15 protein-coding genes are annotated in these 16233 nt (G+C 39.0%); 4 read left to right on the top strand and 11 right to left on the bottom strand.

What is annotated here, in order from left to right; genetic code table 11:
- Positions 1-41: 41 nt before the first annotated feature.
- Positions 42-1946, top strand: coding sequence for a molecular chaperone DnaK (gene dnaK, locus B5X76_RS10405; protein ID WP_079643052.1), 1905 nt, complete (start codon positions 42-44; stop codon positions 1944-1946).
- Positions 1947-2035: 89 nt separating this feature from the next.
- On the opposite strand, the gene B5X76_RS10400 is transcribed toward dnaK, so the two are convergent.
- From B5X76_RS10400 to B5X76_RS10390, 3 genes are all read right to left on the bottom strand, one after another.
- The gene (locus tag B5X76_RS10400; RefSeq protein ID WP_079643051.1) at positions 2036-2485 is read right to left on the bottom strand and encodes a hypothetical protein; all 450 of its coding nucleotides are present in this window, start codon (positions 2483-2485) and stop codon (positions 2036-2038) included.
- A gap of 148 nt (positions 2486-2633) precedes the next feature.
- Positions 2634-3548, bottom strand: coding sequence for a sugar phosphate nucleotidyltransferase (locus tag B5X76_RS10395; protein ID WP_079643050.1), 915 nt, complete (start codon positions 3546-3548; stop codon positions 2634-2636).
- A gap of 140 nt (positions 3549-3688) precedes the next feature.
- Positions 3689-5236: a helicase HerA-like domain-containing protein gene (locus B5X76_RS10390; protein ID WP_079643049.1), complete on the bottom strand. Its 1548-nt coding sequence runs from the start codon at positions 5234-5236 to the stop codon at positions 3689-3691.
- 219 nt (positions 5237-5455) lie between these two features.
- Here B5X76_RS10390 and B5X76_RS10385 point away from each other — a divergent pair, with 219 nt between their 5' ends.
- The 3 genes from B5X76_RS10385 to B5X76_RS10375 all read left to right on the top strand — a co-directional run bounded on the left by B5X76_RS10385 (position 5456) and on the right by B5X76_RS10375 (position 8238).
- Entirely contained in the window at positions 5456-5800 is a 345-nt protein-coding gene (locus tag B5X76_RS10385; protein WP_245801020.1) for a hypothetical protein, read from the top strand.
- 123 nt (positions 5801-5923) lie between these two features.
- A complete protein-coding gene (locus tag B5X76_RS10380) occupies positions 5924-7519 on the top strand; it encodes a SulP family inorganic anion transporter (RefSeq protein ID WP_079643048.1) in 1596 nt (531 codons plus the stop codon).
- Positions 7520-7590: 71 nt separating this feature from the next.
- Positions 7591-8238: a carbonic anhydrase gene (locus tag B5X76_RS10375; RefSeq protein ID WP_079643047.1), complete on the top strand. Its 648-nt coding sequence runs from the start codon at positions 7591-7593 to the stop codon at positions 8236-8238.
- A 64-nt stretch (positions 8239-8302) separates the two neighbouring features.
- Here the strand turns inward: B5X76_RS10375 and B5X76_RS10370 are convergent, their stop codons facing one another.
- The 8 genes from B5X76_RS10370 to B5X76_RS10335 are packed head-to-tail and all read right to left on the bottom strand — an operon-like array spanning position 8303 to position 16233.
- Entirely contained in the window at positions 8303-9484 is a 1182-nt protein-coding gene (locus B5X76_RS10370; protein ID WP_079643046.1) for a n-acyl-d-glucosamine 2-epimerase, read from the bottom strand.
- Positions 9485-9488: 4 nt separating this feature from the next.
- Positions 9489-10427: a DUF4434 domain-containing protein gene (locus tag B5X76_RS10365; protein WP_079643045.1), complete on the bottom strand. Its 939-nt coding sequence runs from the start codon at positions 10425-10427 to the stop codon at positions 9489-9491.
- Positions 10428-11102, bottom strand: coding sequence for a GDSL-type esterase/lipase family protein (locus B5X76_RS10360; RefSeq protein WP_079643044.1), 675 nt, complete (start codon positions 11100-11102; stop codon positions 10428-10430).
- A gap of 5 nt (positions 11103-11107) precedes the next feature.
- Complete coding sequence (locus B5X76_RS10355) at positions 11108-11791, bottom strand: GDSL-type esterase/lipase family protein (protein WP_079643043.1); 684 nt, start codon at positions 11789-11791, stop codon at positions 11108-11110.
- Between the two features lie 22 nt (positions 11792-11813).
- Positions 11814-13208 carry a DUF5009 domain-containing protein gene (locus B5X76_RS10350; protein WP_079643042.1) on the bottom strand — a complete coding sequence of 465 codons (1395 nt, stop codon included), beginning with the start codon at positions 13206-13208 and terminating at the stop codon, positions 11814-11816.
- A 9-nt stretch (positions 13209-13217) separates the two neighbouring features.
- The gene (locus tag B5X76_RS10345; RefSeq protein WP_079643041.1) at positions 13218-14093 is read right to left on the bottom strand and encodes a hypothetical protein; all 876 of its coding nucleotides are present in this window, start codon (positions 14091-14093) and stop codon (positions 13218-13220) included.
- Between the two features lie 7 nt (positions 14094-14100).
- Positions 14101-15294 carry a copper amine oxidase gene (locus tag B5X76_RS10340; protein WP_139375270.1) on the bottom strand — a complete coding sequence of 398 codons (1194 nt, stop codon included), beginning with the start codon at positions 15292-15294 and terminating at the stop codon, positions 14101-14103.
- A 9-nt stretch (positions 15295-15303) separates the two neighbouring features.
- Complete coding sequence (locus tag B5X76_RS10335) at positions 15304-16233, bottom strand: DUF5017 domain-containing protein (protein WP_079643040.1); 930 nt, start codon at positions 16231-16233, stop codon at positions 15304-15306.

Here is a 16233-nt window from a genome sequence, read left to right as displayed (position 1 = left end):
ACATACAAAAAACAATAATTCGTAAAACAATTACATAAGATATGTCTAAAATTATAGGAATCGACTTAGGAACTACGAACTCATGTGTTGCCGTAATGGAAGGTAATGAGCCCGTAATCATTGCAAACAATGAAGGTAAACGTACTACACCTTCTATTGTAGCATTTGTAGATGGAGGAGAACGCAAGGTAGGAGATCCTGCGAAACGTCAAGCTATCACAAACCCACATAAAACAATTTATTCTATCAAACGCTTTATGGGAACTTCTTTTGATGAAGCTTCTAAAGAGCTGTCTCACGTGCCTTACAAGGTTGTAAAAGGGGATAACAATACCCCACGTGTGGAGATAGATGACCGTAAATACACTCCTCAAGAAATTTCTGCTATGATTCTTCAAAAGATGAAGAAAACGGCTGAAGATTATTTAGGTCAAGAAGTAAGCCGCGCAGTAATTACTGTTCCTGCTTATTTTAACGATGCACAGCGTCAAGCTACAAAAGAAGCAGGTGAAATCGCTGGTTTAAAAGTAGAACGTATCATCAACGAACCTACGGCAGCTGCTTTAGCATACGGCCTAGACAAAGCGAACAAGGATATGAAAATTATCGTGTTCGACTGTGGTGGTGGTACACATGACGTTTCTGTGCTTGAACTAGGAGACGGTGTATTCGAAGTAAAATCTACAGATGGTGATACACACTTAGGTGGAGATGACTTTGATAACGCAATCATCAACTGGTTGAACGACGAGTTTAAAGCAGAAAACAACGGCTTCGATTTGAAAAAAGATGCTATGGCTTTACAGCGTTTGAAAGAAGCAGCAGAAAAAGCTAAAATAGAGCTTTCAAGCACTTCTTCTACAGAGATAAACTTACCATACATTACAGCTGATGCAACTGGTCCTAAACACTTAGTGCGTACATTATCACGTGCTAAATTTGAAAGTTTAGTAGCAGACTTAGTGAAACGTACGATTGAACCTTGTCGCACAGCGTTGAAAAACGCTGGATACAGCACATCCGACATCGACGAGATCATCTTAGTAGGTGGTTCTACTCGTATCCCTGCAATTGTTGATGCTGTTAAAGACTTCTTCGGAAAAGAGCCTTCTAAAGGTGTAAACCCTGATGAAGTGGTAGCTTTAGGTGCTGCAATTCAAGGTGGTGTATTGACAGGTGAAGTAAAAGACGTTTTATTATTGGACGTTACTCCACTATCTCTAGGTATCGAGACAATGGGTGGCGTAATGACAAAATTGATCGAAGCGAATACAACTATTCCTACAAAGAAATCAGAAGTATTCTCTACAGCATCTGACAACCAACCTTCTGTGGAAATTCACGTATTACAAGGTGAGCGTCCGATGGCATCACAAAACCGTACATTAGGACGTTTCCAATTGGCAGACATTCCTGCAGCTCCTCGTGGTATCCCTCAAATCGAAGTTATATTTGACATCGATGCAAATGGTATCATCAAAGTATCAGCTAAAGATAAAGCTACAGGAAAAGAACAAAATATCCGTATTGAAGCATCTTCAGGTCTTTCGGACGAAGAAATCCAAAAGATGAAGCAAGAAGCAGAAGCTAACGCAGAAGCGGATAAACAATTGAAAGAAGAAGCTGATAAAATCAATGCTGCCGACGCTTTAGTATTTTCTACCGAGAAACAACTGAAAGAATATGGAGACAAAATATCAGCAGAGAAAAAAGCTCCTATCGAAGCTGGTTTAGAAAAATTAAAAGCAGCCTACGAGGCTCGTAATTTTGCAGATATCGACACAGCTTCTGCCGAACTTCAAAATGCATGGAATGCGGCATCTGAAGAGATGTATGCGGCATCTCAACAAGGTGGTCAGCCTCAGGGTGATCAAGCTGGTCAAGCTGGAGCAAACCAAGGCGGCGCTGACGATGTACAAGACGTCGACTTTGAAGAGGTTAAGTAAATAAAACATAAATAACCAAAATAAAAAGAGGGACGATCGTCCCTCTTTTTATTTTGACTTAATTTGGATGCACCTTAAACAAAAATCTTCTAGGAGATCTGTTGTATTTTGTATTTCTTTTCGTTAAACATAACTTCATCTCCCGCCGTAGCTCCTTCCAAAGCAGTGTATATAGGAGCATCTACATTTAGACCAATATAACTTTTCCCTTCATGTTCAAACGTAGCTGATGCAATTCCAATCAGAAAGCTCAACGAATCCGTGATCACCAAAGCCCCTGGCTCAACTTTAGATTTTGCACCAAAATCAACTTGTAAAAAAGCATTCAAAATACCCTCTGCGCGAGCGATACGAGCCTCCAAACTTCTTGCTGATTCTCTACTTTCATCCTGCTTGGCAAAGTCTTCATATCCCAAGGATGATTCTTCATCCAGGTCTGTCGCCCCTGCATAAATTGCATGCATCCCCTTCAAAGCTTCCAAATCCGCTCGCTCATTCTCTAAAATTCGATTCTTAATAGTTTCTTTTAATGACATCATGTTTCTATTTTTAAATCCTGATACTAACCTAAATATAAGCAATTTAAAAGAAAAAAGTGATATACAATTTAACACTGCACACCTACACGACATAAAAAAGGCTATCTGAAAAAGATAGCCCCTTTAGTAAGAATCAAATAACCGTTTCCTAAAAAAGTTTTTCTGGATAAGCTCCAGCAGCGATAAGTTTAGAAATACTCTCCTGAACAATAGGTTTATCTTCTGAATAAGTAACTCCAAACCATTTGGACGATGTTGGAATTACCTTAAAGTCTGCTATACCATGTCTCACCATATAATCCGGCACAGATGGAATGAAAAATTCAGCCTTTAGATTCTCGGCATTCTCGTCTACAAATTTAGGAAACATAGATAACGCTACTTCAAACACTTTAGGCGTAAATCCCCAAAAATTCATAGACACTCGCGTATCAGGAGCTAGTTCTGTTTCGACCCCGCCTTCTTCGTATACGATTTTCTTATTTCCATCAGCATCCGCCTTATAATATATATTTGTACGTTCGGTGACGCTGTCCATATTTCCTTCTGCAGACACTTCACACACTCCTCTAGAAACATAACCATAATCAGACATCGTATTCCCAACTTCAAACCCCATCAACGACATATGAGTATCAGACACTTCATTGTTCAGGAAGTCTGCCATCTTTACAAAGGCATCTGTACCATAAAAATCGTCTGCGTTAATTACACAAAAAGGCTCGTTGATAAGGTCCTTTGCACTAAGCACAGCGTGTGCTGTACCCCATGGCTTTGTGCGCTCGATAACTCGATCAACACCAAATTTTGTCAGATCAAAATCCTGGAAAGCATAATCGACATCAATCAGCCCTTTAAACTTAGCGTCAAATTTCTCCCGCATGATATCTTCAAACTCCTTACGGATAATAAAGATTACTTTTCCAAATCCAGCGTGTATAGCGTCATATATAGAATAATCGATAATAGTCTCACCATGAGGGCCAAAACTATCCACCTGTTTCAACGATCCATAACGACTAGCCATACCAGCTGCTAAAACTAACAAAGTAGGTTTTCCCATAATATGTAATATAGTAATTGCTTTTTTTAAATTGCCACAAACCTACATAAATTCACTTTTATGTGCAATATAATTGTCTCATATAAATGAATTTATGTAGCTCCCAAACCATTTGGAACTTTCTCTAAAAAGAAATTGTATTACTTCCTTTTAAAGAAGGCATTTAGCAAACCAGATGCCAACTTCCCGATCAACTTAACTCCTTCCCTTGCCAACGTACGACTCGCTTGAGTCTGTGCTGCTTCAAGAGGTGTTTGTCTTCTAGAACTTGTCGTGGTGGACCTAGTAGCCTCCTTCTGTGCTTGTTGACGGGCCTGCTCCTCCTCCTTGGCACGATTGGCGGTCAATAACCGCTCCTCTAATACCTCAGAGGCCGTACGTCTTTCTATGCGTTCCTGATATTTTGCAAAAAAGGACGACGCCCTGACCAGCTCCTCGTAATGCGTTGCTGCGCATGGCCCCATAACGGCCCTTGCCGGCACCAAGTGAGTTGCCACAACTTCAGTAGGAATTCCTTTATCATTGAGTACCGTGACCAACGCTTGTCCAGTACCTAAGGATGTCAACACTTTGTCTATCTGATAGAACTCCGAAGTTGGATAAGTCTTTACCGTCTTACGTAAATTCTCAGCATCATTCGGTGTAAATGCTCTTAGTGCATGTTGTATGCGATTACCCAATTGGCCTAAAACACTCTCTGGAATATCCGTTGCTGCCTGAGTACAAAAGAATACCCCAACGCCCTTTGAGCGTATCAAACGAACAATTTGTTCGATTTGTGTTAAGAATGCCTTTGACGCGCCATTAAACAACAAATGGGCTTCATCAAAAAAGAAAACTAACTTGGGTTTATCCAAATCCCCAACTTCGGGCAATTTCTTAAACAATTGCGCCAATAAGCTTAATAAAAATGTAGAGAAAAGTTGGGGTTGGTCTTGAATATCAGAAATATTCAAAAGTGAAATAACACCTTTTCCATCGACTTTACCAAATAGATCATTAATATCAAACTCCTTTTCTCCAAAAATATGCGATACCCCCTGTTGCTCTATGGCTACTATTTTTCGCAATATAGCACCTGAGCTAGCTGTACTGATGCGCCCATAATCCTCCTTAATTTCATCTGCACCCGGCCCATCAGAAAGATAGCTCAGCAGGCGCTTTAAGTCCGTAAAGTCTACGACTGGCAGTTGTGTATCTTCTGCATATTTAAAAATAGCACTCAACACCCCCGACTGTGTATCATTTAAATCCAAAATTCGAGACAAAAGTACTGGACCAAAATCCTCGACAGTGACGCGCATTGGTGCCCCCAGCTTGCCACTCAACGAGAACAACTCGACTGGAAACTCCGCTGGTTCAAAAGGTATCCCCACAGCCGCACCCCGCTCCATCAAAGCGTCATTGGTCTTTCCTGCTTCTGATAAGCCTGAAAGGTCCCCTTTTACATCCAACATAAAAACAGGAACTCCTGCATCAGAAAGTTGCTCTGCCATCAATTGCAGTGTCCGCGTCTTACCTGTACCTGTAGCCCCCGCTATCAGACCATGACGATTCATCATCTTCAACGCCAGATTCACCTTAGCATCGGTTACGATCTCTCCATCTAATATGCCAGATCCCAATTGGATAAAAGCCCCTTTAGGATTATAAGAGGATACGATTTTATCTATAAACTGTTGTTTCATGTTGTCAACAAATTTGAATTTGTACTATCGAATTTATAAATAATCGATCAATAAATTGAATAAAAATACATTTCAAAACCTTCCGAATTACCACAATGTTAACAAAACGGCTATTATTAACAAGTTTTGTATTTTTTTTATAATAAAATTTCAAGGAACAATGTGTTTGCAAATTTTTATTCTATTTTTGTCAAAGTGAAATTGAAAGAGAACATAGACATGTTTAATAAAGCAAAAAGAATAATATCTGCCAAGATTTGTTTTTTTGTCTTCTTTACGAAGATGCTGATCTCTGCTAGCCCTATGTTTATCGATATTTTAGACAAGGGTACAATTTTACAAGTTGTCATGCAACTTGAAGTCGAACTCACTGCAAAAGGATCTAATAGCAATAATGAAGATTTACACGAACATGGTGTTAAGGTCTTCAAACCTGATGCGATAGATTATCTATCATTCAATCCTTCAATTGAAAATAATGGGAAACAGCGCAATTATCTGCGCAATGAAAAAGATATCTGCAGCTACCATCCTTCTGTTCCAACACCGCCTCCTAACTGTTAAATTCAATACCAAGAAACGTTTAGCAACACTGTTATTCTGAATCTCTTTGATATAGGATCAAAATTTCATGTGTTCTACGTTTAGAATTTATCGAAAATAATTTAAAATTTAGTTTAAAAAATTATGTTAGGAACACGTGTGTCCGCTTTTCTCAAATTATCGAAAAGGGACTTAAAATATGATTTCCCTGCGAGTATTGTTGTATTCTTGGTGGCCTTACCGTTATGTCTCGGTATTGCAATGGCTTCAGGAGCACCTCTCTTTGCTGGGGTATTAACAGGAGTGATTGGTGGTATCGTAGTAGCTTCTATTTCTGGATCTCAACTAAGTGTAAGTGGCCCAGCAGCGGGCTTGACTACAATTGTCTATGGTGCTATTCAACAATTAGGGGCTTATGAAACTTTCTTATTGGCCGTTGTTATAGCTGGTGTTGTGCAGTTGATGTTAGGAATCATCAAGGCCGGAATGATTGGAAATTTCTTCCCATCCTCAGTGATTTTAGGAATGTTGACAGCAATTGGTATTACAATCATATTAAAACAACTACCACTCGCTTTTGGTATGACAGAAGCACATGCTTTTGAAATGGAAAATGGAGGTGGGATAGCTGTGTTTACAGACACCGTATTTGCCGCTATTAATTGGGGTGCTACTATAATCTGTTTGTTATCACTTGCTATATTAATTTACTGGCCTACTTTCAAGGGACTCAATAAACTACCAGCTCCGCTTGTTGTTGTTATCCTCGGAGTGGGACTCGGATTTGCATTCCAAGGTACATCCCTATCGCTTCTGAATGGAGCTACTCATTTTGTATCTATTCCCACGGTATCCTCTTTTCAAGAGTTTACAGGTTTGTTTGTATTTCCAGACTTCACGCAGATATTCAACGGCGATGTTTGGATGGTTGCCGTAACGATCGCTATAGTCGCCAGCTTAGAAACGCTACTCAGTATCGAGGCCGTAGATAAACTAGACCCTTTTAAAAGAAACTCTCCGACCAACAGAGAGCTTGTTGCACAGGGTGTTGGAAATATGACCTCTGGCTTGTTGGGAGGTATACCTATGACATCCGTGATTGTACGCTCATCGGCCAATGCTAATTCTGGAGGGCGCACTCGCCAATCGGCTATACTTCATGGAATATGGCTGTTACTTGCCTTGTTGGCCATCCCTATGATTATTAATCTTATTCCCTTAGCCTGTCTAGCAGCTATTCTTTTACATACAGGATATAAACTTGCTAAACCAACACTTTTTAAACAGGTTTACAACAAAGGGCTAGATCAATTCATCCCCTTTATAGTTACTGTAATAGCTATTGTAGCTACGGATCTACTAAAAGGAGTGGGTATTGGAATTTTGGTCTCTACATTTTACATATTCAGAGCTAATATTCAAAATGCATTCATCTTTAATATTTCAAAAGACTCGGATTCGGATAAAACGAACAACGAAAAAGCTGTGATCACCTTGGCAGAGGAAGTTACTTTTCTAAATAAAGCCGCCATTCAGAAGCAGCTTTACGGCCTTCCGAAGACCGTACAATCTATTGTCATTGATGGAACAAAAAGTAAATTTATTGACAAGGATGTAATAGAGGTAATCAAAGACTTCGAGCAAAATGCACTGAGTAAAGGATTAGATATTAATCTTAAAGATATTACTTACAAAAAGAAAAAATATTTGAAAAAACAAAAACTGCAGAAAGTGGTTTAAGATTCTCATTATTTAAGTATAAATGCTGTAACTTGGACTCGTCTAAGCGGTCCATAAATTAAAACAATAACATGGAAAATAAAGAATTAGAATTAGGATTTCAAAAAATATTAGAAGGCAACAAAGACTGGGTAAACTTTGTCAGCAAGGACCAAACAGGTCGTTTTCAACAACTTGCAAAAGGACAAAATCCTGAAATCTTATGGATTGGCTGCGCAGATAGCCGGGTTCCTGCCAACGAAATTACAGGAACAAAACCTGGAGAGGTTTTCGTACACCGTAACATCGCAAATATGGTAATTCATTCGGATATGAGTATGCTCTCTGTACTCGATTATGCTGTAAATGTATTAAAAGTAAAGCAAGTTATTATTGCTGGACATTACGGCTGTGGTGGAGTTGCGGCATCTCTAAGCCGTCAACAGTTTGGAATTATCGACAACTGGCTGTGCCATATCAAAGACGTGTACCGTATTCATGCTGCTGAAATTGATGCAATAGAAGAGCACGACAAAAAAGTAGATAGATTAATTGAATTAAATGTTAAAGAACAGGTATTCAATCTATGTACAACGTCTATTATCCAAAATGCTTGGAAAGAACGTAACGACCTGGCTGTACACGGTATGGTTATTAATATAGGTACCGGTGAATTAACAGATTTAGGCTGTACATTTACAAGTAACGATGAACTAGGTGATATTTTCTCTTATAAATAAGAAGCCCTCTCTAAAAAAGGCGATGAAAAAATATTCATCGCCTTTTATTTTGAACTGATTTTTATCAAACGGCTTCCTGCTTAACCCCAACACCAGTCTTTTGCAAAGTAGTGTACACCTTAAACAAAGCCCTAGGCACATGAAAACAGCCTTTCCATTTCCCTCCTTTAAGCGAAAGTAATGGCTCTCCTTGACGATTAAGGTATCCGTACCACTCGCCGTATTGTGGATCTGAAAATCTGTCAAATGAATATTGATCCAGACGCTCGAACCATTCTTTACATTTAAGATTTCCCGTATATGCATATCCTTTAGCCATACACACCAAAGCCTCAAGATGCACCCACCACAATTTCTGATCCCACTCCAATTGCTGTAATGGTCTATTTAAAATATCTTTAAAGTACAATATTCCACCATACTGCTCATCCCAACCATATTCTAGAGCACGCAAAGCAATATCAATACATTTTTGCATCAGCAACGCGTCATTTTTACGGGAAGCCAGATCCATCATAAACCACATAGCTTCGATGATGTGCCCTGGATTAACTAACCTGCCTTCGAAACTATCGGAAAAGCTACCGTCCAAATGAACACTTTCCATGATAAGGCCTGATTCCTCTTGATAAAACACATCCATAACTTCATGAATAACCTTATCAATCAACTCATCTACAATTTTGTTCCCCACTATATGCTCAAGCTCTAAGGATAAATTACTTAATATCATAGGTAGCGCGAACCCCTTAAGGGATCTCGTACCGGGATATCCTTTATCATATTTGCCTTTAGGATTATCCTGACGTTCGAGAATTCTCTTGAACGTATCGTGAGCTACCTGACCGTATTCATCTACACCTGTTGTTTTGTACAATGAAGCCAGTCCCATTGTCGCAAAACAGTCTGAAAAAATATTATAGGGTTGTACAAGAGGTCGCCCCGCTCTATCTAAAGAAAAGTACCAATCACCTTTTTCATCCCTACCATGATCTAGAATGAACCTAGCGCCCTGAATAGCCATATCCTTCCAAACTCCATTTTGCTCTACCTGATTATAGAGCGTAGATAACGTCCAAATCTGCCGTCCCTGTAACCACATAAACTTATCTGTGTCAAATACAGAACCTTCTCTATCCAAACAGGTCAAAAATCCACCATACTGCTCATCATTAGAGTATTTTACCCAAAAAGGCATTACGTTCTCAAGTAGTTCACGTTTATATTTTTCAACAAATCTTTCCATTCCTTTATTTGCTCAGTGCTCCTATATATTCTTTATATCTATTGTACAAATGTCCTGCTTGCAGGTATGCAGATTGCGGGCTCATAAAATGAGAAAATTCAAATGTAATAGCCTTATCATACCCAGCCCTTCTAGCTGCTTCCAGTTTAAGTCTTAATTTTTCAAACTTAATGGGTAAAAACTTAATGGGCATGTCCCTATCAAAAGATTCAGCATTTGTCCAACATTCCATCCCGTATTTATCGGCAAGCTTTTTATTGATACTAAAAAAATCCTCCAACTCATGATAATCTATATGCCCATCCTGAAATGCAACCGCATCTACCGATGTATGTATTTCATCAAAAATTTCGTTCCATTCCCGTTCATGTTCCTGGAGGGATACCACATCCGTCTTTGTAATCGAGGAAGATGCAGCCATCACTGCTTTTTTACCATCTATCCACGGTGAAATAAATGTCGGCAGACCTCCACTAACAGCTTTACACTGCTCTCCTAGTATACGAAAAGCACTTGCAGCTCCTTTGGTTTGACGACTTATCTCCATACTTAAATACCAGCCTCCAAAGCTCTTGTACTTACCATACTTTGCCCACACTTCATCGATTACAAAACGATTGGCATCAATCTCATGCTGCATATCTCCTGTATCCCAATATTTTCCGCTATCATATAGGCCGAAGAAAAATGTCATATTATGTTTATCGGCTAACTGAAGAAACATTTCAACCAGGTCGACAGGCGGTTCATAACAGCCCATTTTATCGATCAATAACGGTGAAGGGTATGTAATAAACCTCCGGTAACCACTGCGAATTAAAATAACAGTATCAATACCTACCGCCTTCATATAACCAAAATCGCGATCCCATTCTTCTCTTCCCCAATTTTGATGCGGGATATCATGGCTGATTTCATCCAAAAAAGTTCCTGTTATCTTCATCTATAAATATTTATTTGCTTTTAAATAATCCACCCATTTAATATAAGCGTCTGTATTGATGTGAATACCATCCATTGTAAACTCCTTCATCAATACATAGTCGTTTGCTAGTACAGATTTGACATCTACATATACCAAACTATACTTATTCGCAAGTTCTAAAATCCCTCTATTGAGATCTCGTACCCGTTGCTCCTTGTTCAAAAGATAATCGTATTTAAGTACAGCCTCGTTCAGTGGTAATGTACTTTGAACATATATTTTCGTTTTAGGGCTTTCCTTCTGAATGATACGAATAATCTCTTCATAGTTCTTTAAGCTCCAGGTTGTCGGCAGCCCACGGCCTACATCATTGATCCCCATCATAAGAAAAATTTTCTTAGGTTTGGAAGCAATTGCTCCTTTGATACGTGCCTTCATCCCAAAGGTATTATCCCCACCGATCCCTCTGTTTCCAACTCTACATTTACGTCCAACCAATTCCTGCCAAGGCCCCCTTTCGGTGATACTGTTACCAAAGAAAACCACATCATACTTTACAGCTTTCAGTTCTTGATACAGCTTTTCACGACTTTCATAATACCAGTTATTGTACGTACTATCTTGCGATTTATCTTGAGCAAAAGCAGACAAACTACCTAATACTCCCAATACGGCCATTACAATCTTCCTCATACCTATTATAACGCTTTTATATCTTTCAAATAATTTACAAGATCAACATACGCTGCCACCTCGAGATGAATACCATCGGGTGTGATTTCTGCTTTCAGATTCCCTTGTTTATCGGAGACCACTTTATGCAGATCAACAAACTGGAGGTTCTTATTGGACTTCGCCAAAAGCTTCAAACCATCATTCAATTTTGAAACATCAGCATTAGTAACCGACTTAAAAGATTCAATGAGTTTTTCAGGATGAATCGGAAGAATACTGTTCAAATAAATTCTTGTTTTGGGAGATTCATTTTGTATACGATGGACTATACGCTCATAATTCTGAATGATATTACTAGTAGGTATTCCTCTTTTTAGATCATTTACACCAATCATCAAAAACAGCTTTCGCGGCTGATGTCTTAATACCTCATCCAATCTTGCTAATACTCCATAAGAAATATCTCCACTAATCCCTCGATTCAATATCGGTAACTCCGGCGCAATATCATTCCATTTCCCTGCATCAGTTAAACTGTTTCCCAAGAAAATAATTGCTCCTTTCAATGTTGGCATTTTCCGATATTGCTCTAATCTTTCGGTATACCCACTAAAGACATAATTACTATCAATACTTATCGCTACCTGGCCTTTTGTCAGCATGTTAATCAGCAAAAAGGCAAACACAAATACACTTTTTATACTCATTTGATTACTCCCCAATTCTTATTTACGATCTCCAAAACCATTTCTTATTCGTAGCGTAGTTAGTCACTACCACCATTAAAAATATATAAACGAAGGTCCTTACCAAGGCCAGATAAGGATTTATCTCTGGCAGTGAATCAAACAGCGGTAGAACCTGCAACAACCCTAATACCGGAGTTATAAAAAAAGCAGATACACAATAAGCGATCATTGGATTCTGCCCATTCTTGACTACAGATGTGACTATCATGTTTTTAGGATAGCATTTTGTCAAGTAGTCACAGACTATATAGAATAAAAATGCCAGACCGCTGGTCAAAAACCAATAACTGAAAGAAGAAGGATCTTTTTTTATACCACCATCTAAAGGTTCAAAAAATAAGGCTACGCTGGAAAAAGCCAAGCCCCAACCTACTAATATTTTATAGAAAGCAAATTGACCTTCTTTGTTCTTTCTAAAGAATAGATAAAACAATACGGCAAATACCACATGTCCTAATAAATTGACATGTAGCAGTCGCATGTATAATGTCACCACATGGAATACCACAAATGCAAAGCTAAGTACAGCTAATAAACGGGCCTTAGAACGTTCATCATTGGTAAATGTTTGATTGGTGATATCTTTATAACTAATCAACAAATCACCCAGTATAGATCCCGGAAGAACTATACAGAGATACTTCAGAAAAGAAAAGTTATAAAACCACTTTATATCAGGATGGAAGTTCCACACACATGAAGTCCAACTCCCTGTAATATCCTTCGTGAACCAAATACCCATAAATGCGACAAGGATAGCGATACGCAGGAGAAAACTGTTAGCTGTCAGCAACCAAAACAAGGAACCAAATACAGCCATATTTGCCAAGACCAAAATGATAATATTATTTTTGGACTTATCAAAGGTATTACCAAGAACTATGCTGTGATAATAAATCAAACTCGCAAAAATTAGAAAACCAATTAACTGTATTCCATTCTTTTTCAGTCTTGAACCTTCAAAGCGCAGAAACACAAGAAAGAAAGCACCAAAAGCAACTAAAGCACTGACATAATTCGCCCATTTCTCAGCCTTCAAGTTATCCGGTGTAAGATAGGCCAACATAATCGCAAAGAATACTAACAACAGCCCCCGCCTAAATAACCCTATCCCGATTACAGCGTACTGTTTTGACTCCAATTTTCCTCGCAGCGCCAAAGGAAACGCAGCCCCCATAGCAAACAAGAAAAATGGAAACACTAAATCTACCCAAGTTATACCAGGATTATTGGGATTAAATTTAAAATCTGGTGGACCGACCTGCGCATGATACATCCAAGCAGGAAAATCGTTTGTCCACGGTATTACCGCGGCCAACACCATACCGATTATGGCAAGACCACGCAATAAATCTATGCTATAGTTCCTTTTCATCTTATGCTATTAAAAGCCTGCGCCGCTGATGTAAATAGTTTCTGCGCCTTTAGCCTTCTCTTCCGTAGACGCATCCACTTTAAAAAATTGCTGTTGTGGGCAGTTCATTTCTGTATATCTGCCGCTATGAAAAGGGGTCTTTAGCACTTTATCTTTTTCATAACGCATCAAATCTGTATGCAACCATTTCCCTGAGCTTACCTGCGTAGTTGTAGCTTGAACAGGCTTTCCCTCATTCCCCATCTGATCGATTGCATTTACCCTTTTGAACTCACCTAAACCTTGTAAGGTATATCCCGCGCATTCAAAAGTGGTTTCATACTGCTTACCCGCTCCTTTGACAACAAATTTGACTAATCCTTTACCAACAGTTTCTATAGACATAAACACCTCGTCACCCGGGTACCAATAATAATCCTTTGTTGCCGGACCATTTAGGAACACAGCCTGCTGACCTGACTTATGTCCTGTCCTGCGCAAAAATGGTCGAAACGCCACTCTTGCGTCAGATATTTTCCCATTTTCATCCTTTATTACCTCCCAACTTAAGCCAATATCTGTTTCCTGTCCATCGACGTGTCCTCCTAGATAAATGGATGGATTATCCAGAAATTGTTGTTCTTTCTTTGGGTTTTTCCTAGTCTGATCAAAAGAAATCTGCGGTAACACCACCGTCCCACTAATACCCACCCAATGATCTGTGCTGGAAACCAATTTTCTATAATAGGCTCCTTGAAAACAGGTTTTTGATGCAACAGGTTTAACCTCATTCGGAAAAAACATAGATGATTCCACTGTCGGTTCCGGCTTTACGACATCCATCTTTTTTGCAGGAGCACAAGAAAGAAATAAACCAATCGTTACGGCAAATAAAAGGTTCTTCATATTCGGATTATAAATCTATTGGAACTAAAATTAGTGGTGTTGGCAAACAAGATGCTCCTGGAGGCGAGTAGGTAAAATTAATCTCCTGAACCGGCTTCGATGGATCTGCTTTATAGATTTCTACCAATATAAGTTCTGGAGAAGCTTTAGTAATCAGTGCATCTGTTGGTAACTGACGGATAACTTTCTTACCGTTACTATCAAACAGCTCCATGGTCAACCCCATGCCACCACACCATTTGTTATCTGCCGAACGTGAATTCCACGTTACCAATGCTAATGCCTTTCCATCCGTACTTTTCCATTTGATTTTGGTATTGTACAAAACACCATAGTTACCTGCATTACGGGCATATGCTTTACCTGCGCCAATAGTTCCTTCTATCCATGGGTCATCTTTTCCATCAGCTATGATAAGCTGAGATATTCCATTCTTGGTATCTAAGGTATCGTTGCTTGTTATGGAATAATTAGACGTACCAAACAGCCCTCTTCCTGCATTTCCATGACTATGCGGTATAACATTTTTGATTCGAGCAAATGCCTTAGGTCCGCTGATCTCAGGAGCGGTCTGCAGCACAGAAATCTGGGCAGGCTGATCCACTACAAATTCATAAAAGCCATGTACCAACTCATCATATTCTACAATATTTTTCTCCAATTGTTCATCTATCGCAATAACTTCACCCGGTTTAACTTTACGCACATCTTTAACAACATGTGAAGCAAAATAATCTTCCAACCCTTGCTTACCTACTTGAAAATAATTTGTACTAGGTTTTTGAGAAGCATATTTCAACATACGGATTGACATCACCTCAGTACCGGTATTTTTGATTACTGCCGTGATTTTTCGCTTCATTTTCTCCGGTTCCTTTACACCATTTACGTTGTATACATACAACCGTACAGCCCCAGGCATGACGTCTTCCTGTAGCGCGATAGCTTCCGGAACACGAATGTATTCAGGGTCATCAGATATGATAAACTGTGGGCTAGGCAATACCGTTTTGTTAAATTCTATTTTAGGAAAGTCTGTTCTTAAAAAACCTTCAAGTTTCAAAATACTCCCTACTTTTCCTTCACGAACAACTTTTTGTTCGCTTTCTGTCGCAGAAAAAAATTTCTGCGAGGATTGTGCCAATGCACACGTATTTGCACCCAATATTCCTCCTAAAAGAAGGAAACTAAACAAATTCATCTTCATAAATTATTTTACGGTTATTTTAACTGTTTTGACTGTTTCTTGAATATCGTTATAATTTCCATTTACAAAAACAAAGGATACTTCATATTCTCCTGGAGCTGTAAACTTGTGAACGTATTCTTTCATATCATTATCGGGATATTTCTTGATTGCCGCTCCTTGATCCGGAGCCACCTTGTTCGGATCAAAACGTTTTGAAATCGCCCATTTTTCGACATCAAATAAATTACTTTCCGGATTGTAAAAAATCATATTTGCATCAGATGTAAAATTCCAGACTCCCTTTTCAGAAGGTAATATGGCAACAGAAGTCCAAGCAGCCCCTGTACGATTGGTTACTGAAATATTCTCCGTATCAGAAAACTTGTTTTGAACATTAAATTGATAAATACGCCATGTTCTTTGCTGTGCGGTCGTACCGTTGGTAGATTTTGCTCCAATAAACTTAAACGCGAAGAACACGGGTTTACCTGTTTCTAAAAGATCCTTAATACTTGCATAATCAGAAACCTTACGCGACGTCGCACTAGCGGGTGCGGGCACCGCCCAAGTCAATCGATCACTGATATCCGTCCATTTCGCAGCTTCAACATCTTGCTTCGTATATTTCCCACTAAAATTTGTCGAAACCAAAAGTCTTAAATTATTTTCCTGGATACCGAACTGCAATACCTGTGTTTCGATATTAAGCCGTAAATCGCCACCTTCTAATTCTACACGATTCCGATACTTGTACTCTTTCCCTTTTTCGCCAGAATAAAAGGTAATCATATCAGCCCCCCCATCAAAACTAAAGCGGACCTCTTCATTTACTTTATAGACCTCTCTTGCAGTCGTCACGTTCACATTCGGTACAGCTACCTCGTCCCGCACACAAGACACCATCATGTTTGAAAGGACGGTAATAGCGAATAATATTTTTGTTATTTTCAT

It is taken from the genome of Sphingobacterium nematocida, from assembly GCF_900168125.1.
Taxonomy (GTDB): Bacteria; Bacteroidota; Bacteroidia; order Sphingobacteriales; family Sphingobacteriaceae; genus Sphingobacterium; species Sphingobacterium nematocida.
This window is presented reverse-complemented; position numbering and strand designations above follow the sequence as displayed.